The sequence below is a fragment of the Aquimarina besae genome, assembly GCF_042434905.1.
Taxonomy (GTDB): domain Bacteria; phylum Bacteroidota; class Bacteroidia; order Flavobacteriales; family Flavobacteriaceae; genus Aquimarina.
In genome coordinates this window covers 3,210,200-3,230,654 of sequence record NZ_CP170199.1, presented here as the reverse complement: position 1 = coordinate 3,230,654, position 20,455 = coordinate 3,210,200, and the positions used below count along the sequence as shown (strand labels likewise).

The window sequence follows — 20,455 nt, the reverse complement described above, 5'->3', positions numbered from 1 at the left end:
AGACCTATCATTTTTTAAAAACCTGACAGGTCTTGCGTATTATAAATATCTATCTTTAATGACGTCCAGATGATGTTTCTGATGACCAGAAAGTATATAACCGGCAGCTCTGGTACTCATTGGGCTACCACTCGCCTCACCTATTTGAGTTAGCATATCCTCTGTAAAACCTTTAAATAAAGTTATTGAGCTATTTCTAACGGCCTCAAAATCTTCTATAAACTCTTTCTTGGTATAATTGTTCGCATTCGAATTAGCAACATATTCATCCTGATCAAACCCCATTAACGGACTTTTATCTTTTCTCGCAAAACGAAGTGCTCTATAAGCAAAAACTCGTTCTGTATCAATGATATGTTGCAATACTTCAGCAACAGTCCATTTGCCTTTTCCATAGCTATAGGTTAGTTTTTCATTAGGAATTGAATTTACAAAATCAATAAATTTCTGTTTATCAAGCTTTAAGCCATCTACAATATTAGAACTTTCGGCTTTATCAATGTAAACGCCATAATATGGATTATACTCTTCTGGAGTAAGTATAGATTGCATAAATTATCATTTATAAATAAAGTAGAAATGTACTAATTCTTAATTCAATCCATAAACTCATTAACAGTTCTTTATTATTGACTATCACAAATCAACTAACTGCGTTTTGTTTCTCGAGCTTACGCGCTCGAAAATATAAAAACAATGGAAATGCAAATGCAATAGCTACCATAAACGTTAATGGAATAAATATCCACCAGTGTTTCATTTTTAGCTTAATAGCCTCTGGTATATACCAAGCAAAAAAGGTAAATACTACCACTAATAAATCTGCATTAAATGATTTTGCAGGAAACGTAGTTTTTGTTTGTGCAATATAGTTAAGTAAAGAAGTGTCTTCTGCCGTTAAATAAAACTGAATATTAAAATACCACGTAAGACAGAGCCCTAATATCGCTAATAATAAAAATGCGTGTTTGAGTTTCATATGATTTGATTTGTGTTCTTCTCAATCCTTAAGATTATTTTCGAACCACCTCTTCTTTTTGAGATAGAAAATTACTTAAGCCTATAAATATTTCTTGGGTAATCTGATATCCTTACACCCTCATTTTGCAGTTCTTTTAATGCATCTTTCGCGATCCATTTGGCAGTGGAATTATCAATTGCTAACAAATCATTAGCAACCTTAATAGCTATTTGTTTTAAATCAATATTGCGCTTACCAATATTGCGCAATGCCCAGTTTACAGCTTTTTTTACATATAACCTTTCGTCGGTAGCTTCTCTTAAGATCATTGGAAAAAACTGAACAAATATATCATTATCTGATTTTTTATCTGCCATACAATAGGCTGCCATGGTAGCAAAACCTGCTCTTTTTTCGAACTCAGGTTTTCTTTCTGTCCAATCTATGATTTTGGCTAATGCAAATTTACTTCTGGCAAATAATCCCATACAAAAGCTATCGCAAATCTCCCAGTTTTCAAAGGTTTTGACCCACTTTTCCATTAACTCTTCAGTAACATCTTTTGGATCAAAGATCTTACTGCATAATAGACGACCTTCATAAATATCACTATGGAAAAGTTGTAAAGCGAGTTGGTTATCTTTTCCAATTTCTTTAGCTATTACTTTTAAATCTTTATGATATATTCCCAAAGAATTGTTGGATACAATTCCGAATTTATTCTCCCTAAAGGTTACTTTTTCAGGATCTTTCAGCTCATAAAGACGTGTTATTAGCTCGTTATAAGTCAACTCTAAGATTATTTAGATATTTGTTTAAAGGCAATCTTTACCGTGGTCTTTAGATTGCTATCAAAGTATAGTTGCTGATTTTTTAAAATTAAAAACTCTTTAGTTTGGCCCGATTTCAAAGGAGTCATTTTTACTATCTTCTCTTTTTCCTGAATTCGAATAGTAAATTCATTTTGACCAATGTTTTCTATGATCGCATTACTATCTTCACCCAGATAAGGATTATTAACTGCATCCTGACCGGGACCTTTTCCGGCTATAGACATACTTTCATTAGTTCCTATTTCTATGACAGACTTCAACTGTGCAAACACTGTATGTTGAAATAAAAAAACGAAAAATAGTATAATGGAAACTTTATTCATGGTACAAATCATTTATAGATGAATAACGGACAAATATCACCTTCCTAAAATACCTAAAATAAACCTGATGCCCACTAAATGTTTGTTTATTTAACGTCTTTTTAAAATTACTATTTGGTTTGCTTTTGAATCCAGTCGATCATTATCCCCAAGGCATTTGGAGAAAAGGTTTGTTCAATTTCAGCATATTCGCTTAAAACTCCTGTACTACATTCTTGAAATAAATGATTGAGATTTTCTAGGGCTACAATCTCTATGTTCTTATTGCCTGCCTTTTCTAGTGACTTTTTGATACTTGCTAAATTTTCTTTGTATAACACTTGTAAATCTTTCTCTCCGTTCAAGGCCAAAACTGGAATACTTATTTTCTCTAAATATTCGGAAGGTTTTGACTTTATTAAACTTACTACTTCATTTCCTGTTATCTGATTTACCAACAGGTTTCTTTGGTTTTCGGGTAATAGCTTACCATATGTATTCTTATAAAAAGTATGAATGCTATCTTTTAAAGCAATATTGCTAAGTTGGGTGTTTTTAATAATTTCATAAGCTCCTTTTACAAATTCCTGTCCCTGAGCAATTTGTATTTCATTCAATCCCATTGCCTTTTCAATAGCCGATTTTTGAGAAAGCATTAAAGAATCTCCTTCAACACCCGGAGCAGCTAAAAGTACTATAAAACTTATATTTTTGTTTTCTGATGCCACTTTAGGCACCACAATTCCACCTATACTATGTCCAATTAACCCCATTTTGGAATTATCGACATCTTCCCTTTTATTTAAATAATCGATAGCTGATTTTACGTCTAATGATGACAAGTCAATTGTAATGTCTTTAAATTCACCTTTGGATTTCCCCGTACCTCTTTCATCAAATCGCAAAACTCCAATTCCATTTCTTGTTAACTGGTCTGCCAGCAACAAATAAGGTTTATGCCCAAACATTTCACCATCCCTATTTTGAGGTCCGCTACCACTAACGATAACGACTACTGGAAATTTACCATCTTTCTTTGGAAGGGTTAGTGTACCCGTTAGAGTTACCTGATCTATAGAATTTACGAATGATACTTCCTCAACATAATAATCAAAAGGAGGAGTAGGTTCTTGTGGACGATTGAGTACAATTGTTCCTCTTTTAAGAGACAAAGCAATCGGAAATCCGCCTTGTATCAAATTGCCTATGATTTCTCCATTGTCGTTAAGACTTCCTTTATATTCTATTTTAAAATTGGGAAATGAGATGATCAATTCATTATCCATCAATTTGGTACTCGCTGCCTTTGCATCACTTAAACCCTGTTTTGGGATATCCATTGTAGAAACCAGGCTATCTGCTTTCTCTTTGATATGAAAAGCAATCCCTAACTCAGCATTATTGATGCTAATTACCCCCATCCAATCACCAGAGATATCCTGAGAAAATGTATTGATAAAAAAAAACAATAAAAGTAAGCTTACGAATGTTGTGTTTATTTTAGACATTATAAGAGCTATTTGTGTTAATTTCTTACAAGATAGAGGTTTTAAATTTCTTTCCCATTGTCCTATCGAAAAGCTTCTAGGTCAAATAAAACCTTATAAAAGTCATTTATGAAAATAATTTTCTCTTAACTTTTTTAAGGATACTTTTGATATCCTGGGTAATTGTTTGCTCGTTTAAGTATTGATTTAACTCGATTTTTTCGGAACGTATTAATTCGGCTGAACCTTTCTTTCTAACCAAGAACCAGTTATCAAATTTTGATTCAGGATCATAATTAGGATGAGGAATGACTATCAGTTCTACCAACTTCCTAATATGGGGAGTTATTTTCTCATCATTTGTCATCGCTTTTACCCGATCTGTATTTTTTAGACTTGGACTACTTTGATATGTCCAATCCAAATCGTCAAAAAGTATCATCCCATTTGGTTTTAACAACTTATCCACTAAAAAAAAAGCACAACAATCGATCTCAAAATTATGTGAACCATCTACATAGCAAAAATCAAAAATTGGTTGACATATCCCATCCTTCGTTTGCTGATCAATTAACTTCATTAATTCCCAGTTATAGCTCGTATTGGCAAAAATTGGGGTAATATATTGAGTTAATCCGCATTTTTTAGATAACTCATGTACATTTGGTTTTCTATCCATTGCACTCTTGTTATCCATAGTAATCACACTACCTTTTCTCTTTTCATCTAGTGCAGCAGCCATATAACAACTACCTGTGCCGTGGGCAATCCCTAATTCTAAAATACTATCGATATTATTTTCGAGAATTAAGTTATACACTATACTTCCCTGTTCTGGGTTCATGTGAGGCACTTTACCAATAATGGGTATGATTTTTTCTATTTGCATCTGATGTTTTTAAATATATCTGAGATTTTTATATAAATAGTTTTACGTTTTACTTTTACACTTTAATATGGTCTTATTATTACAAACACTGCATAACATTTTCATATACGATTATTACCAGAAGTTGAATGATATCTTTAACGATAATCATTTACCACAAATCAACGCCGAAATCTTCATTGATTTAAGTTTAAAGAAACACAAAATCTTTCATACAAAAAAAACCACAACAATCATTCTGTTGTGGTTTATACTTTAAAATTTTGCTTACTTATGCAGAGTTACGACTGGCATTGATGTTACCAAATAATGAACGAGTCACCATTTTTTCATAAATCTCAAGATTTTCGGCATTATTACCGGTTCTATTGATGTCCTGAATTTTCTTGAGAGCATACTGCTGTATCGTTAATAAAGGTAATACTATGTTTTCTCTTACATCTATAGAAGCTCTACCCGCTGGTTCATTTTCCATAAGCTCTTTGTATCCTGTAAGTTTTAATAACAAACGCTTCGTTAATTGATACTCTTCGTGAATAATATTCCAAAAAGCGCCATACTCCGGATCGTCTTTCATATAAGCAGTCAGCTGAAAAAATGATTTGGTTAAACTCATCATACTATTACCTACTAAAGCTCTAAAAAATGCAGAACCTTTATATAAAGTAATAATTTTGTCAAACTCTCCTCTATCTTCATAAACTTTTAAGGCAGTACCTACTCCATAAAAACCAGGAACATTTTGTTTTAACTGACTCCAGCTACCTACAAAAGGTATAGCTCGCAAATCTCCAAAATCCAAACTAGTACTTTTACTCCGTTTAGAAGGACGGCTTCCAATATTTGCTTTACCATAGTATTTTAATGTACTCATATGCTCTAAATATGGTAAAAACTTAGGGTGATTTTTAAAGTCTACGTAGGTTTGATAACTTATATCCGCTAATTCCTGCATCGTGGCTTTATTCTCTTTAGAAAAAAGATTAGCCTCGTTTGGAGTTAATTGATTTTCTACACCAGCCCCTAATAATTGTTCCAAGTTATACTGACAAGAGTCTAAAGTCCCAAAATTAGAACTAATTGTTTGCCCCTGAACTGTAATTTGTATTTGTTCATCTTCTACTGTTGGACCGAGAGAAGCATAAAATTGATTCGTATTTCCTCCTCCTCTAGCCGGTGGTCCTCCACGACCATCAAAGAATATCACTTTTACATCGTATTTTCTTGAAATTTCGGTTAGGGCTTCTTTTGCTTTAAAAATGCCCCAATTAGCCATTAGATATCCTCCATCCTTGGTTCCGTCCGAGAATCCAAGCATGATTGTTTGCTTCATTCCGCGACGTTTCAGATGTTCCATATAGACCGGATTGCTATACAATGCTTCCATAACTTCATGAGAAACACGAAGATCAGGTACAGTCTCGAATAGTGGAATTACGTCTACTGTCGGTTGTTCCCAACCGCTCAAACGGATCATAGCAAAAGTTTCCATAACGTTAAGCACGCTACCATTGTTACTTATGATATAACGATTAGCACCTCGTTCTCCATTATTTTGCTGTATGGTCTGTATAGCATAAATGGATTCTATAGTAGCTCTCGCCATATCATCATCTAAAACTGAAGGATCTAATTTTCCTGTAACGTTGGTTAATACTTTTATCTGTTCTTCTTCTGATAAAGAATCGTAATTCTCAGGAAAGAAACCAAGTCCCAATTCGTTGGTTTTCCGAACAATTTCAGTTAAAACTTTATGATGTACTCTAGAATCTTGTCTGATATCCAAGGTTCCGAAATGGAATCCAAAAATCTTTACTTTATTGATTAAATCTTGTAATTCTTCTAAAAATAAAGATTGATGCTTACTAATTAATTCTTCTCTAACTTCTAATAAACCATTCATCAATTTATCTATCGATAAAGGCTCTGCAGTTTTAGCATAATAAAAATTATCATATAAGGCCTCTTCTAGGACACTTAACTTATCTTGGAGATTTCCAAAAGTAATTCTACGCTTTAACTTACGCATATCTCGATAATAGTTAATCAAAATGGTTTTGCGAAGTCTTTTTGCAACTTTTAATGTCGTTTCTGTAGTAACGAAAGGATTACCGTCTCTATCTCCACCAGGCCAGAAACCAAGGTTGATCAAATCATTTTCTAAGTCTTCTCCCTGAAAAATATTTTGCTGAATATAATTATAAATAGTTCCAACCGAATGATAAAATACATTTTCGAGATACCAGATCAAACTTACTGCTTCATCGTATGGTGTTGGTTTTTCTTTTTTAAAAAAAGCTGTTTTTCCTAATTGCGCTAATAATCTTTTTATTAACTGTGAGTCATTATTCCGAATCGCGGTATCCAAATCGTGGATAATACCTAAAACCGTTCCTGGATAAAATTGTGTAGGATGTGCCGTTAAAGTTGGTCTGATTTTAAACCTTCTTAGATAACCTTTTAATTCTTCTAACTGTCCTTTTGCCTGTGCTTCTTCTTTAATGCTCCTAAGCGTACCACGACCATCCATATTATTTACAATAGGAAAAGCCGCATCTTCTATCGCATCAAATAATACTACCTGTCGTTCTATATACTGAATGAAACGAAACAAAAGATCGTGCTTTTCTTTATCTGAAGGATTGTCCTGATACAACTTAAAAAAGCTCTCTACAATTTCTGAAGGATTTTTCTTTTGGTCATAACCTTTTTCACAAACTTCTTTAAAAAGCGGAAGTAAAACACCGGTATTAGTAATCTCGTCAAAGGGTAAGGTAATAAATATACTGTTGTATATCTGATACTTAGTAAGAACGTTGTGGTTAAAGCGCTCTAATTTTGGTTGTCTTGCCATAATTGTGGTTACGAATATGGTTGATTAATAAATTATTATACATTAAAAAACCCTCTAAGATTATTCCTAAAGGGTTTATATGTTTGAAAACGACTGCCCTTTACAAATCCTGAAAAATAGAATGCATTAAGCGCTTCTTATCATTAATACTTTCTTCTAAAGAAATCATTGTCTCCGTGCGGTATACACCATCAATATCATCCAATTGGAATATAATATCTTTTGCATGATTGGTGTCTTTTGCTCTTACCTTACAGAAGATATTAAACTTTCCTGTAGTTATATGTGCAACGGTCACAAAAGGAATTTCTCTAATTCTCTGCAATACAAACTTAGTTTGTGAGGTATTCTGAAGATAAATACCAACATAAGCAATAAAAGAATATCCTAATTTTTTATAATCTAATGTAAGCGAAGAACCTTCAATAATTCCTGCTTCTTCCATTTTTTTAACACGTACGTGAACGGTACCTGCAGAAATCAATAATTTTTTTGCAATATCCGTAAATGGAGTACGAGTATTTTCAATCAACATGTCTAAAATTTGGTGATCTACTTCGTCTAATTTAAATTTTGCCATAGTAATTCTAATAAATTTTCCCGATTATTTACATTGCAAAAATAACAGAAAAATAATGTTTTCATACATTTTTTTTCAACTTTTTCTTAATTCTGTTGAGAATAATTCATCGTTTAGATAGAATTTTAACATCTCACTATCTGGAACTACCTCTACTGTAACGTTTTCGTTCTGTATTGCTCTTTTATTGCCGATAATTTCTCTATGTCCGTAAAAATTTTCTAAATTCTCAATTTTAACAATTTTAGGAATGAATTTAATATCATTTTCGGATAATTCTTCGGTATATTGTATTGCGATATCTACATTTCTTTTGTTCAAAATAACGTCTCTGATAATAATGTCGTAAAAACATTTTCCATTTTCAGGAATTTCGAAGTATTTTTCATAAAAATCTCCTGTGATTTCTTTTTCTGAAATGTATGCAACAGCTGTTATCAAGGCGTAAAAAATAAACATTCTGGTTTTCTCTCGGTCATAATCATCCTTAAAATGACCTGCTTCAAACAGTATTGTGGGTATTCCCATATCAGATAAAGTATCTCCAACACAATTGATATTAAAGCCATCATCATATCTTCCCACGCTGTTAGGAATAATCTGTTGAAGCACCTTATTCATCTCTACAATGATTTCCATTGCAATCTTCCTGCAAGGAATAATTGCACGCTCTTTATCGCCTGCAGGTGACAAAAATGAGACTGTAGCCGGATACTTAGTTTCTCCAGCACTAAAAATAGTACGCTGTCCGTGTAAATTAAATGCATAATCCGGTTGAACCTCATCAATTACATTTCTAAGCACTATGCTTTCTTTCTGAGTTTTATTTTGTGCATCGCGATTAAGATCGATTTGATTATAATTGAGTCTCGTATATGCTTCTGCACCATCTGGACTCAATATGGGAATTATATACAAAGTACAAGAAGCTAAAATGTGTTTTGAAACCTCATTAGCATCATCTGTTAGCATATTTAAAAAATCAAATATCGCTTTGGTCGTTGTACTTTCATTTCCGTGCATTTGTGACCAGAAGAGTAACTTCTTTTTTCCGGTACCTAATTTTAAAAGATGAATAGGAGCATTGTTTTCTGAAGTACCTAATATCTCCACCTTAATTGGATCCGAAAACCTTTCTAATAAAGGTTTAATATGTCCCAAATGTATATAGCGACCGTGTAAAGATGATTCTTGGTATTTCTTAAAAGAATCTTGTAAATTTTTGATATCCATAAGCCAATTAAAGCGTCTAAAATACTACTGTTTACTGAAGTTTCATAACAATAGTTATTGTTTTTACTTTTGTAAACTTCGAATAAATTTACAATTGTAAATCGTCTTAATTTACAGTTGTAAACAAGTGAATTACACATATTGTTTACCATCTTAAACAGCAATTAGATCCTGAATGTCAAAAAAAAGCTTACACTATTAAAAGAATATTAATATATTTTTAATTAATTTATTTTCAAATAATTAATACCGTTTATATAAATAAATTATTTAATATTACTATATAACTAAATCTAATTAATTACAATTGTAAACTATTCTTTTTATGTATTTGTTTACTTTTGTAATTATTAACCATCTTTTAAATCGTTTACAATGGTAAACACAGAAGCTTTCGGAAAAAGAATACAAGAAATTATGAAATTCTACCACGTTTCTGCATCAGGATTTGCAGACGCTATGGGTGTTGGTCGTTCTTCTATTTCTCACATTTTATCAGGAAGAAACAAACCTAGCTTAGACTTTGTAATGAAGATTGCAGAAGCATATCCTGAGGCTGAATTATATTGGCTACTTTATGGTGAAGGCACTTTTCCTAAATCAGAAAAAGAAGCTACAAATATTGAAACACCTTCACCAATTAAAACAATGCCCCCTTCTCCTACTGAAACGTCCACGGCCGAAGAAACTGAGCAAGATTTATTTTCTCAAACCGAAATGAATATCACAAGTGCTTTAGATGAAACTATTCCTGAAGAAAAAAAAGAAATCATCAATACTGTTTCTTCTAGTAAAGATATCAGTCAAATTGTATTCTTTTACAGAGATGGCACCTTTGACGTTTACAAGAACTAAAAATCTTAACAACTTTTCTATTGGTTGTTACAAAATCTATAGAAATAGAATTATTTTCGTTGATAGTAATACAAATTTATGAGGCAACTTTGTTTTATATTGCTTGTTTCTGGATTCGCTTCGGGTTGTTATCAACAAGAAAGGGATTGTACAGATTTTCAAGTTGGTACTTTCGAATTTGAGACGTATTTAAATGGTGAACTTGCCAAAACCACCTTTGTTCGTAACGACTCAATAGAAATAGACTATTTTCAAGGTAAAAGCGATACAGCAAGTATTCGTTGGATCAATGATTGCGAGTACATTGTAAAAAAGCTGCATCCTAAAAACATGGCAGAAGAAAAAGCGATACATATGAAGATTCTTACAACTGATAAGGATACCTATACTTTTGAGTATGGTTTAGTTGGGGTAAAAAAAAATAAACAACGAGGAACTGCCAAAAAAATTAACTAACAGTTCTTTGCAAACCACTCAAAGACAATAAAACGAAAACTCACTTCTTGACTAAAGATATGGATAAACTAAAGGAACTACAGGATCGTAGCGGATCTACTTGCGAACTATGTAACGCTACAGAAAATTTATCTATATACGATATACCTGAATCTCCTAATGTAGGATTAGATTCAAGTATTTTAGTTTGTAACACCTGTCTTGATCAAATTGAAAATCCAAAATCTACCGATATAAATCACTGGCGTTGCCTGAATGATAGTATGTGGAGCCAGGTTCCCGGAGTTCAGGTAGTTGCCTGGAGGATGCTTACCCGATTACGATCTGAAGGCTGGCCACAAGGTCTACTTGATATGCTTTATCTTGATGATGATACATTGACTTGGGCTAAAGCTACAGGGGAAGGAGATGATGAAAATACAGCCATAAAACATCTGGATTCTAATGGTACAATATTGCAATCGGGAGATCAGGTAGTTCTAATAAAGGATCTGAATGTAAAAGGTGCTAATTTTACCGCTAAAAGAGGAACAACTGTTCGAAACATATCTTTGGTCCACGATAATCCAGATCATATAGAAGGAAAAATTAATGGGCAACAAATCATTATATTGACCAAGTTTGTTAAAAAATCTTAGTATTGTATAAATTCAGTTAAACGAAAAACAGCCATTTAACCCGATTTACTATATCATAAAAAAATAAACTAAAACTTTATATAAACAAGTGCAAAACATTTTAAATCAGATTTTTAAAATAAAGTTATTTGTTCTCCGTCTCCTTCATCTTCATCATCATTATCAAAGGAAACTCCATTACCCGAACTAGCGTTCTTAGAGTCTGGCGACACCGCTTCTTCTTCTACAACTTCTATTTCCTCTGCCGGAACTTCTTCTGGTTCGTCGTATGGTAATGAATCTAATAAATTAATTTGCCTCACTTTTTCAGTGGTTAATTGATTCCCCTGTGCCTTTATTCCTTTTACCGAAATAAAGTCTTCTAAGCTTATTTCTTCATTTGGCTTCTGATCCTTTCCTCTTAGCTTATTATATACAATTTCTGCTACCGGTCTGTGATCTGTAGAAACAATTTCTAAAAAAGACTTTTGATGATCAGAAATAATTATCTCCTCACGATCCGGATTTTCGACTAAAAACCGTTTCACATAGTATCGCTCCTTTTCTCCATCCCAGTAAATAGCTGAGATTGGTTTCATTGGTTTCCATTTTTCCAAAACAATCATGTCTGAATCAAAGTGAACCGTAATTTCAGGAATAATTGTCTTCACAATTCCTTTTTGATTAATGATCAATAATCTATCTTCTCCTTTAAACTCACCAAGTAGTTCTCCTCTTCCATCTACATTTAATCTTCTAACGGTATCGTCGAACCATATCTTACGAGGTTTTAACGTAGATACACCTTGTTCCTTTAATTCAATTTTTTTGATGTTATATTTGGTAACAATATTACCTTTTACACCTCTTCCTTTTATCAGAAGATCAGAAAAATCGAGATCAAACTTCAATTTCTTAATACTTCCTGCCTGACGAAGGAAAATCGTTATCACTTCAGCTTCTCCATTTGGATTTGCCGTGAAATACGTAACCTTTGAGCCTTTCTTACCTTGTGTTAAATCATACTCCTTATCTCTGGTAACTCCAGTAACCGCAAAACGTTTTACATATGAAGCCCCTCCTCGACCATCCTGATAAATCATGTTGTAGATGGTACGCTTATCTTTCTTTTTAAAGACCGCTACATGGATAATATCTTTACCTACAAAAGTTTTTGCATCCACTTTAGTGATCATCATTTTACCATCTGCCATAAAACAAATGATATCATCAATGTCAGAACAATCAGTTACATATTCATCTTTACGAAGTGATGTTCCTACAAAACCTTCTTCTCTGTTTACATATAGCTTGGTATTTCTGATGACCACTTTAGTAGCTTCGATATCGTCAAAAATCCTGATTTCGGTCTTACGTTCTTTTCCTTTGCCATAAGTATCTTTTAATCTCTTAAAATACGAAATAGCATATTCTACAAGATGCTCCAAATGATGTTTTATCTGAGCTATATCTTCTTCTAAAGCTTCGATCTTTTGCTGTGCCTTATCAATATCAAACTTCGAGATTCTTTTTATTCGAATCTCTGTCAAACGAACAATATCCTCTTCGGTTACAGGACGTTTTAGATGCTTTATATGTGGCTGCAGACCTTTATCAATAGCTTGTATAACTCCTTCCCAGGTTTCTTCTTCCTCAATTTCACGATAAATACGATTTTCGATAAAAATTCGCTCCAAAGAAGCAAAATGCCATTGCTCTTGTAATTCGTTTAGCTGTATCTCTAATTCTTTCTTCAGTAACTCTACAGTATGATCTGTAGAACGTTTCAACATTTCAGAAACGCCAATGAAATTTGGCCTGCTATTTTCTTCGATAACGCAGCCCAAAGGAGAAATAGATGTTTCACAACTAGTAAACGCATATAACGCATCGATAGTTTTGTCTGGAGAAATACCTCCTGGCAAGTGCACCAAAATCTCTACTTCTGCAGCAGTGTTATCTTCTATTTTTTTGATCTTTATCTTGCCTTTTTCATTTGCTTTAAGGATAGAATCAATTAAAGTAGAGGTTGTAGTAGAGAACGGTATCTCACTTATAATCAATGTGTTTTTATCTAGCTGAGAAATTTTTGCACGTACTCTAACTTTACCTCCGCGATTACCATCATTATAATTGGTAAAATCAGCAATACCTGCAGTCGGAAAATCGGGTAATATAGTAAATCGTTTGCCTTGTAGATGTTTGATAGAAGCTTCTATCAGCTCGATAAAATTATGCGGAAGAATCTTTGTGCTCAATCCCACTGCAATACCTTCTGCTCCTTGTGCTAATAAAAGTGGAAACTTTACTGGAAGATTAATCGGTTCTTTTTTTCGTCCGTCGTAGGATAGTTGCCAATCTGTTACTTTTGGATTATAAACAACATCCAGAGCAAATTTAGACAAGCGTGCTTCTATATATCTGGAAGCTGCTGCTCTGTCACCTGTCAGTATATTACCCCAGTTACCTTGCATATCAATCAACAACTCTCTTTGACCTATTTGCACCATCGCATCTGCAATACTTGCATCTCCGTGTGGATGATATTGCATAGTGTGCCCTACAATATTAGCAACCTTGTTATACCTACCATCATCTAAATCTTTCATAGAATGAAGAATTCGACGTTGTACCGGTTTCAATCCGTCTTCAATAGCAGGTACAGCTCGTTCCAGAATTACGTATGATGCATAATCCAGAAACCAGTCTTTGTACATCCCGGTAACTTTGGTAATTACTTCCTGAGGTTGATGATCCTCTGGCGTTAATTCATTATGTAGTTCTTCGTTCTCGTTCTCTATATCCATACCTTTTTTCGGGGCACTTTTTTTGTATTCCTTACAATTAATCCTCTACGACGTCTAATTCTACTTTCAAGTTTTCAATAATAAACTCTTGCCTACTTGGTGTGTTTTTTCCCATATAAAAAGACAGCAATTCTTCTATCGATTTATCTTTGTCTAACATTACGGGATCCAGTCGAATATCCTCTCCAATAAAATGCACAAACTCATCCGGTGATATCTCTCCTAGCCCTTTAAATCGTGTGATTTCTGGTTTTCCTGATAATTTCTCGATCGCATCTCTTCTCTCTTGTTCAGAGTAACAATAAATCGTTTCTTTTTTATTACGAACTCTAAACAATGGTGTCTGAAGAATATACAAATGTCCTTCTTTAATAACTTCTGGGAAGAACTGAAGAAAGAAAGTAATTAATAACAAACGAATGTGCATTCCATCTACATCGGCATCTGTAGCTATTACTATATTATTATATCTCAGGTCTTCTAAAGACTCTTCAATATTGAGTGCTGCTTGCAGTAAATTAAACTCCTCATTTTCATACACAATCTTTTTACTCATATTATAGCTGTTGAGCGGTTTACCGCGTAAGCTAAAAACAGCTTGTGTATTTACATCTCTTGACTTTGTAATCGATCCACTTGCAGAATCTCCCTCGGTAATAAATAAGGTACTCTCTAAATTTCTATCTTTTTTACTGTCTGTAAGATGAACACGACAATCTCTCAGTTTTTTATTATGAAGACTTGCTTTTTTGGCACGTTCGCGGGCTAGCTTACGAATACCTGATAAATCCCTCCGCTCTCGTTCTGCTTGTAATATTTTTCGTTGTAGTGCTTCGGCTACAGTCGAATTTTTATGTAAAAAATTATCAAGTTTTGTTTTTACAAAGTCATTAATATACGTTCTAACAGTTGGCAGGTCACCACCCATTTCGGTAGAACCTAATTTGGTTTTCGTTTGACTTTCAAAAACCGGTTCCATTACCTTTATACTAATTGCAGAAACAATTGATTTTCTAATATCACTCGCTTCATAATTTTTGCCATAAAACTCTCTAATTGTTTTTACAACTGCTTCTCTAAAAGCTGCTTGATGCGTTCCTCCTTGTGTGGTGTGTTGTCCATTTACAAAAGAATGATACTCCTCACTGTATTGAGTTTTGCTATGGGTAATAGCAATTTCTATATCATCACCTAATAGGTGTATGATAGGATATAAACGATCATCTTCATTAATGTTGTCAGAAAGAAGATCTTTTAGCCCGTTTTCAGAAAAATACTTCTCTCCGTTAAAAATAATAGTCAATCCAGGATTTAAATACACATAGTTCTTTAGCATTTTTGCCACATATTCTGTGCGGTATTTGTAATGCTTAAAAATTGTATTATCCGGTACAAAAGAGACTTTTGTTCCTCTTCTGCGCGAAGTTTCATCTAAAACATCCTGATTGGTTAAGTTTCCTTGTTCAAATTCAGCAGAGGCAGATTTACCATCACGAGTAGACTCTACTCTAAAATAGGTAGACAAAGCATTTACTGCTTTTGTACCTACTCCGTTTAATCCAACCGATTTTTTAAAAGCTCTAGAATCATATTTTCCTCCTGTATTCATCTTGGAGACTACATCAACCACTTTTCCTAACGGAATACCACGACCATAATCTCTTACAATTACTTTGTCGCCCTGAATAGAAATCTCAATAGTTTTACCAGCACCCATAACATATTCATCTATAGAATTGTCGAGTACTTCTTTAAGCAAAATATAAATTCCATCATCTGCGGAAGATCCATCTCCTAGTTTCCCAATATACATACCAGGGCGCATACGAATATGCTCTTTCCAATCGAGGGATCGTATATTATCTTCGGTATACTTAGTTTCTTCGCTCATAAAATTTTGGGTAGAATGCTTGCTAATATAAGGTTTCACTTACACAATTGAAATAGTCATATTACAAAGTAATTAACAATTCTAACGTAATTTTTGTTGATTAATTGGGATCCAATAGATTAAATCAAAAATTGGCTAAAATTACAGACATATAGCATTAAATCTTTCTCTGTTTTGATTACTGATATTTATTGTTCATTACATAATATTTATATTTTATTTATTTATTTATTTTTAACTTAAAACACATACACATTTTGAATGTTCTCATTTGACAAAAAGCAATAATGAAAACTAAAACAAACATCCAACTAAATCTTTCGACTTCAGAAAGAGCCAGTCTTAGAAAAAACAAGATTAAAATCTCTGAAGTTCTCAATTATGCACCAGATGAATTAGAAATCATTCTTAATGTTTCTTCAGGAAGAGCGAAAGAAATCTGTGCTTTAGCAGATTTTCAGAGAATTCCTTCTATTGGAATTAAGTTTGCAGAGGATCTAATCTTTCTGGGGTATTACACTATCACTGAACTAAAAGGACAGAATGGTGCTGTGCTAACCAACCAATACGAATATAAAAAAGGATATCGTATTGATGCTTGCGTAGAAGATCAATTTAGGTTAGCTGTGCATTTTGCCAATACTTATGATTACACAAAAAGATGGTGGGATTTCACGAAAGAAAGAAAAAAATACCGCAATGATGTCGGTTTTCCCAAAAACAGACCAAAATTAAACTGGCACGAAGTTGTTGGCGGTCGAAAGATACACGAGACTAAGTAATGAAAATAGTAGTTGAAACCCATAGATTACTATTACGAGAATTTGAAGTCTCGGATGCAAAAGATCTCTTGAAGCTCAACTCTGATCCCGAAGTATTAAAATATACGGGAGACGATCCTTTTACATCCGTTGACGATGCAAGATTGTTTTTAAGAAATTACAATGATTATCAAAAAAATGGGTTTGGGCGTTGGGCGGTAATTTTAAAAAAGACCCATCAATTTATTGGATGGTGTGGACTCAAATTAAATGAAGAAAAGCAAGTTGATTTGGGATTTCGATTCTATAAAAACGAATGGAACAAAGGATATGCTACAGAATCTTCTAAAGCTTCTTTAAAGTACGGTTATGAGGAATTAGATATTCAGGAAATTATTGGCCGTGCTGCTTTAGAAAATAAGGCTTCTATTAAAGTCCTCGAAAAAACAGGAATGACCTTTTGGAAACATACTAAAATTGATAGCATACCGAATGCTGTTTTGTACAAACTTCATAAACAAGATTATGCTTCTAAAGGACACGACAGTAAAAAAGGTAATCCTTAACAGATTACCTTTTCTTACCATATAATTTTCTTTTTTCTTTACGCCAAATCAAAACGATCAAGATCCATAATTTTGGACCACGCAGCAACAAAATCATTTACAAATTTTTCTTTGGCGTCATCAGAAGCATATATTTCTGAAACAGCTCTCAGCTCAGTATTTGAACCAAAAATAAGATCCGCTCTGGTGCCTCTAAATTTCACCTCATTAGTTCTACGATCTTTTCCTTCAAAAATGGTGTCGCCATCATTTACGGACTCCCACGTATACGTGAAATCTAAAATATTTATAAAGAAATCATTACTTAAAGAACCAACATTTTCGGTAAACACTCCATAATCGGATCCATCATAATTAGCTCCTAGAACTCTAAGGCCTCCTACAAGAACTGTCATCTCTGGAATTGATAATGATAACAATTGAGCTTTATCCACTAATAAATCTTCTGCAGGTGATTTTTGATCTTTTTGAATATAATTTCTAAAACCATCTGCTTGTGGTTCTAAATAGCTAAAAGATTCTATATCTGTGCTTTCTTGATTAGCATCTCCTCTACCACTGTTGAAAGGAACAGATACAGTATATCCAGCATTTTTCGATGCTATTTCAACACCTACATTACCACCGAGAACAATCAGGTCGGCAATTGATACCTGTCCGTCAAAATTATCTTTTATTCCTTCATAAATCTTTAAAATTTTGGATAACTCCGTAGGATTATTCACTTCCCAACTCTTTTGTGGTTCTAATCTAATCCTTGCTCCATTTGCTCCTCCTCTTTTATCAGAGTCCCTGTATGTTGAAGCAGATGCCCAAGCGGTTGTTACTAATTGAGAAACTGTAAGACCGGAGTCCTTAATTGCCTCTTTTAATGAAGAAATTTGAGAATCATTTAGTTTTTTACCTTCTGGTATAGCATCCTGCCAGATTAACTCTTCTTTGGGAACTTCTGGACCTAAATATCGTGATATGGGTCCCATATCTCTGTGAGTTAATTTATACCAGGCTCTAGAAAAAGCATCTTCTAACTGTTCTGGATTATCTTTAAAACGTTGCGAAATTTTTAAAAACTCAGGATCAATTTTCAGAGCCATATCCGCATCCGTCATCATAAGTGCTTGTCGTTTAGAAGGATCACCTGCTGTTGGTGCCGTTGGTGCTCCTGAGTCTGTTTTGGGAGTCCACTGATGTGCTCCCGCCGGACTCTTTGTTAACTCCCATTCATAATCCAAAAGTACTTTGAAATAATCATGATCCCATCTGTCCGGATTAGGTGTCCAAGCTCCTTCTAATCCACTGGTAACGGCATCATCCAATACTCCAGTACGATATGTGTTTTTCCATCCCAAACTCATCTGTTGAATAGGCGCTCCATGTGGCTCTACACCAACATATTCATCAGGATTTGCTGCACCGTGAGCCTTTCCAAAGGTGTGACCTCCTGCAGTCAACGCAACAATTTCTTCATCATTCATCGCCATCCGTCTAAACGTAGTTCGCATGTCTTCTGCAGAACCTAAAGGATCTGGTGTTCCGTCGGGTCCTTCGGGGTTTACATAAATTAGCCCCATATGAACAGCACCAAGAGGTGCTTCTAAATTATCTCTGCCTTCAGAAAAGCGGGCGTCATTACCCAACCACTCTGTTTCAGACCCCCAATAAATATCTTGTTCAGGCTCCCAAACATCCACTCTACCGCCTCCAAAGCCAAAAGTTTTTAATCCCATAGATTCTATAGCACAGTTTCCAGCCAATATCATTAAATCTGCCCAAGATATCTTATTTCCATACTTCTTTTTGATAGGCCATAATAATAAACGAGCTTTATCCAAATTACCATTATCAGGCCAACTATTTAAAGGTGCAAACCGCAATGACCCTGAACCGGCTCCTCCTCTTCCGTCGCCTGCACGATATGTACCTGCGCTATGCCAAGCCATACGAATCATCAACCCTCCATAATGACCATAATCAGCTGGCCACCAATCTTGAGAATCTGTCATTAAATTAATCAAATCCTTTTTTAAAGCATCATAATCCAGACTATTAAATGCTTTAACATAATCAAAGTCTTCTCCTATTGGATTTGATTTAGCATCATTTTGTCTTAAAATATTTAATTTCAATTCGTTTGGCCACCAGTCGCGATTTCTAGTACCACCGCCAGCAGTTTTCTTTTGAGGTCCACCCATATATGGGCATTTACTAATATCACCCCCTTTATTGATATTGTAACTATCTGTGTTATTCATAATGTATTGAGTTTTAAAGTATACTTTCAAATTTAATCAATTGTAATTCGATTATCTATAGATTAATCATATATTTAAACAACCTCGCAATCAATAATACTTATAGCTTAACGAGCTAATGATACAACTATCACAATGTAAGTTTGTGTAACCGAATAATTACATGTATATTTGTAACCAAATAGTTACGTATTTATGAGAAGGGATGTTTTCCAAGCTATTGCAGACCCGGTTAGAAGAGATATTATTCATCTTTTGGCTTCACAAACACTGACCATTAATTCTATTGCGGAAAAATTCGATATCAGTCGTCCGGCAATTTCTAAGCATTTAAAAATACTTGAAGAATGTGGAATTATATCAATAACCAAACAAGGTAGAGAACGATTCTGTATCATTCAACCTAAAAATTTGATCCCTGCTTTTTTATGGGTAGATCAATACAAAGTTTTATGGGAAGAAAAACTGGATTCTTTTGAAAATTACCTAAATAAAATGCAATCTAAAACCAATAAAGATGAGTAACTTAAGTAATCGAACCTTATCCTTAAAAAGAACTTTTAACGCACCCATTCAATTAGTTTGGGATGCTTGGTCAAATCCTGAACATATCGTTAATTGGTGGGGACCCAAAGGAATGGAAACCAAAATTATAGAACATAATTTTAGCGTAGGGGGATCTTGGAAATATATTATGCTCATGCCAGATGGAAATGAATTCATTGCAGAAGGTATCTACAAGGAAATTATTGAGCTTCGAAGTATAATTTCATCGGCTAACTTTAAGCCTATGACCGAAGGTGTCGAAATCCAAGCTTTGTTTGAGCAGGCTGGCGATCAAACTAACTTTACTTTTAATGTAGTGCACCCTACCGAAGAATATTGCCAACAACAGGAAAAAATGGGATTCATGAATGGTTGGGGCGCTGTTTTTAATAGATTGGAGACTTATGTTCTAAGACCTGCTTAAAAGTAACAACATACAATATAGGGAGTTAAGAAAACTGATTTTAATTATCAAATTAGTTAAATATCCTTTCCTGAATCTTTCGGCTATCCAAAAAAATAATAACTTTAGCAAAAAACTGCTAACCCTATATTTTACAAACGG

19 protein-coding genes are annotated in these 20,455 nt (G+C 33.9%); 7 read left to right on the top strand and 12 right to left on the bottom strand.

Annotation, left to right across the window (positions count from 1 at the left end; all coding sequences use genetic code 11):
* Positions 1–39: 39 nt before the first annotated feature.
* From ACE94K_RS14140 to ACE94K_RS14100, 9 genes are all read right to left on the bottom strand, one after another.
* Entirely contained in the window at positions 40–552 is a 513-nt protein-coding gene (locus tag ACE94K_RS14140; RefSeq protein WP_378173441.1) for a DinB family protein, read from the bottom strand.
* Positions 553–643: 91 nt separating this feature from the next.
* Positions 644–979, bottom strand: coding sequence for a DUF2834 domain-containing protein (locus ACE94K_RS14135; RefSeq protein WP_378173438.1), 336 nt, complete (start codon positions 977–979; stop codon positions 644–646).
* A 71-nt stretch (positions 980–1,050) separates the two neighbouring features.
* Complete coding sequence (locus tag ACE94K_RS14130) at positions 1,051–1,752, bottom strand: DNA alkylation repair protein (protein ID WP_378173436.1); 702 nt, start codon at positions 1,750–1,752, stop codon at positions 1,051–1,053.
* Between the two features lie 8 nt (positions 1,753–1,760).
* Positions 1,761–2,117 carry a hypothetical protein gene (locus tag ACE94K_RS14125; RefSeq protein ID WP_378173433.1) on the bottom strand — a complete coding sequence of 119 codons (357 nt, stop codon included), beginning with the start codon at positions 2,115–2,117 and terminating at the stop codon, positions 1,761–1,763.
* A 110-nt stretch (positions 2,118–2,227) separates the two neighbouring features.
* Positions 2,228–3,604, bottom strand: a complete 1,377-nt coding sequence (locus tag ACE94K_RS14120; RefSeq protein WP_378173431.1) for an alpha/beta hydrolase family protein — start codon at positions 3,602–3,604, stop codon at positions 2,228–2,230.
* A gap of 106 nt (positions 3,605–3,710) precedes the next feature.
* Complete coding sequence (locus ACE94K_RS14115) at positions 3,711–4,472, bottom strand: class I SAM-dependent methyltransferase (protein ID WP_378173428.1); 762 nt, start codon at positions 4,470–4,472, stop codon at positions 3,711–3,713.
* A 271-nt stretch (positions 4,473–4,743) separates the two neighbouring features.
* Positions 4,744–7,326 (bottom strand): phosphoenolpyruvate carboxylase, encoded by a 2,583-nt coding sequence (locus ACE94K_RS14110; RefSeq protein WP_378173426.1) that lies wholly within the window; start codon positions 7,324–7,326, stop codon positions 4,744–4,746.
* Between the two features lie 100 nt (positions 7,327–7,426).
* Complete coding sequence (locus tag ACE94K_RS14105; RefSeq protein ID WP_299601986.1) at positions 7,427–7,906, bottom strand: Lrp/AsnC family transcriptional regulator; 480 nt, start codon at positions 7,904–7,906, stop codon at positions 7,427–7,429.
* Between the two features lie 75 nt (positions 7,907–7,981).
* On the bottom strand, positions 7,982–9,139 hold the full coding sequence (locus tag ACE94K_RS14100) for a M14 family zinc carboxypeptidase (protein WP_378173423.1): 1,158 nt from the start codon (positions 9,137–9,139) through the stop codon (positions 7,982–7,984).
* 375 nt (positions 9,140–9,514) lie between these two features.
* Here ACE94K_RS14100 and ACE94K_RS14095 point away from each other — a divergent pair, with 375 nt between their 5' ends.
* The 3 genes from ACE94K_RS14095 (at position 9,515) to ACE94K_RS14085 (ending at position 11,088) form a co-directional block, all read left to right on the top strand.
* Entirely contained in the window at positions 9,515–9,994 is a 480-nt protein-coding gene (locus tag ACE94K_RS14095; RefSeq protein ID WP_378173420.1) for a helix-turn-helix domain-containing protein, read from the top strand.
* A gap of 78 nt (positions 9,995–10,072) precedes the next feature.
* Positions 10,073–10,450 carry a DNA topoisomerase IV gene (locus ACE94K_RS14090; RefSeq protein WP_378173418.1) on the top strand — a complete coding sequence of 126 codons (378 nt, stop codon included), beginning with the start codon at positions 10,073–10,075 and terminating at the stop codon, positions 10,448–10,450.
* 59 nt (positions 10,451–10,509) lie between these two features.
* Positions 10,510–11,088, top strand: coding sequence for a PhnA domain-containing protein (locus tag ACE94K_RS14085; RefSeq protein ID WP_378173414.1), 579 nt, complete (start codon positions 10,510–10,512; stop codon positions 11,086–11,088).
* A gap of 113 nt (positions 11,089–11,201) precedes the next feature.
* On the opposite strand, the gene ACE94K_RS14080 is transcribed toward ACE94K_RS14085, so the two are convergent.
* Both ACE94K_RS14080 and ACE94K_RS14075 read right to left on the bottom strand, forming a co-directional pair.
* Positions 11,202–13,874 (bottom strand): DNA gyrase/topoisomerase IV subunit A, encoded by a 2,673-nt coding sequence (locus ACE94K_RS14080; protein WP_378173411.1) that lies wholly within the window; start codon positions 13,872–13,874, stop codon positions 11,202–11,204.
* A gap of 37 nt (positions 13,875–13,911) precedes the next feature.
* Positions 13,912–15,765, bottom strand: coding sequence for a DNA topoisomerase IV subunit B (locus tag ACE94K_RS14075; RefSeq protein WP_378173409.1), 1,854 nt, complete (start codon positions 15,763–15,765; stop codon positions 13,912–13,914).
* A gap of 287 nt (positions 15,766–16,052) precedes the next feature.
* Here ACE94K_RS14075 and ACE94K_RS14070 point away from each other — a divergent pair, with 287 nt between their 5' ends.
* Both ACE94K_RS14070 and ACE94K_RS14065 read left to right on the top strand, forming a co-directional pair.
* On the top strand, positions 16,053–16,547 hold the full coding sequence (locus tag ACE94K_RS14070) for a helix-hairpin-helix domain-containing protein (RefSeq protein ID WP_378173406.1): 495 nt from the start codon (positions 16,053–16,055) through the stop codon (positions 16,545–16,547).
* Positions 16,547–17,092, top strand: a complete 546-nt coding sequence (locus ACE94K_RS14065; RefSeq protein WP_378173403.1) for a GNAT family N-acetyltransferase — start codon at positions 16,547–16,549, stop codon at positions 17,090–17,092. The genes ACE94K_RS14070 and ACE94K_RS14065 overlap by 1 nt, the downstream gene beginning before the upstream one ends.
* Positions 17,093–17,130: 38 nt before the next feature.
* On the opposite strand, the gene katG is transcribed toward ACE94K_RS14065, so the two are convergent.
* The gene (katG, locus tag ACE94K_RS14060) at positions 17,131–19,344 is read right to left on the bottom strand and encodes a catalase/peroxidase HPI (protein ID WP_378173400.1); all 2,214 of its coding nucleotides are present in this window, start codon (positions 19,342–19,344) and stop codon (positions 17,131–17,133) included.
* A gap of 195 nt (positions 19,345–19,539) precedes the next feature.
* Between katG and ACE94K_RS14055 the strand changes: the two genes are divergently transcribed.
* Both ACE94K_RS14055 and ACE94K_RS14050 read left to right on the top strand, forming a co-directional pair.
* Positions 19,540–19,869 (top strand): ArsR/SmtB family transcription factor, encoded by a 330-nt coding sequence (locus ACE94K_RS14055; RefSeq protein ID WP_378173397.1) that lies wholly within the window; start codon positions 19,540–19,542, stop codon positions 19,867–19,869.
* A complete protein-coding gene (locus tag ACE94K_RS14050; RefSeq protein WP_378173394.1) occupies positions 19,862–20,314 on the top strand; it encodes an SRPBCC domain-containing protein in 453 nt (150 codons plus the stop codon). Before ACE94K_RS14055 ends, ACE94K_RS14050 begins: the two co-directional genes overlap by 8 nt.
* The last annotated feature ends 141 nt before the right edge of the window (positions 20,315–20,455 follow it).

Coding starts and splice junctions, on each gene's coding strand:
- ACE94K_RS14140 (WP_378173441.1), bottom strand. CDS start 552: ATGCAATCTATACTTACTCCAGAAGAGTATAATCCATATTATGGCGTT.
- ACE94K_RS14135 (WP_378173438.1), bottom strand. CDS start 979: ATGAAACTCAAACACGCATTTTTATTATTAGCGATATTAGGGCTCTGT.
- ACE94K_RS14125 (WP_378173433.1), bottom strand. CDS start 2,117: ATGAATAAAGTTTCCATTATACTATTTTTCGTTTTTTTATTTCAACAT.
- ACE94K_RS14120 (WP_378173431.1), bottom strand. CDS start 3,604: ATGTCTAAAATAAACACAACATTCGTAAGCTTACTTTTATTGTTTTTT.
- ACE94K_RS14115 (WP_378173428.1), bottom strand. CDS start 4,472: ATGCAAATAGAAAAAATCATACCCATTATTGGTAAAGTGCCTCACATG.
- ACE94K_RS14110 (WP_378173426.1), bottom strand. CDS start 7,326: ATGGCAAGACAACCAAAATTAGAGCGCTTTAACCACAACGTTCTTACT.
- ACE94K_RS14105 (WP_299601986.1), bottom strand. CDS start 7,906: ATGGCAAAATTTAAATTAGACGAAGTAGATCACCAAATTTTAGACATG.
- ACE94K_RS14100 (WP_378173423.1), bottom strand. CDS start 9,139: ATGGATATCAAAAATTTACAAGATTCTTTTAAGAAATACCAAGAATCA.
- ACE94K_RS14095 (WP_378173420.1), top strand. CDS start 9,515: ATGGTAAACACAGAAGCTTTCGGAAAAAGAATACAAGAAATTATGAAA.
- ACE94K_RS14090 (WP_378173418.1), top strand. CDS start 10,073: ATGAGGCAACTTTGTTTTATATTGCTTGTTTCTGGATTCGCTTCGGGT.
- ACE94K_RS14085 (WP_378173414.1), top strand. CDS start 10,510: ATGGATAAACTAAAGGAACTACAGGATCGTAGCGGATCTACTTGCGAA.
- ACE94K_RS14080 (WP_378173411.1), bottom strand. CDS start 13,874: ATGGATATAGAGAACGAGAACGAAGAACTACATAATGAATTAACGCCA.
- ACE94K_RS14075 (WP_378173409.1), bottom strand. CDS start 15,765: ATGAGCGAAGAAACTAAGTATACCGAAGATAATATACGATCCCTCGAT.
- ACE94K_RS14070 (WP_378173406.1), top strand. CDS start 16,053: ATGAAAACTAAAACAAACATCCAACTAAATCTTTCGACTTCAGAAAGA.
- ACE94K_RS14065 (WP_378173403.1), top strand. CDS start 16,547: ATGAAAATAGTAGTTGAAACCCATAGATTACTATTACGAGAATTTGAA.
- katG (WP_378173400.1), bottom strand. CDS start 19,344: ATGAATAACACAGATAGTTACAATATCAATAAAGGGGGTGATATTAGT.
- ACE94K_RS14055 (WP_378173397.1), top strand. CDS start 19,540: ATGAGAAGGGATGTTTTCCAAGCTATTGCAGACCCGGTTAGAAGAGAT.
- ACE94K_RS14050 (WP_378173394.1), top strand. CDS start 19,862: ATGAGTAACTTAAGTAATCGAACCTTATCCTTAAAAAGAACTTTTAAC.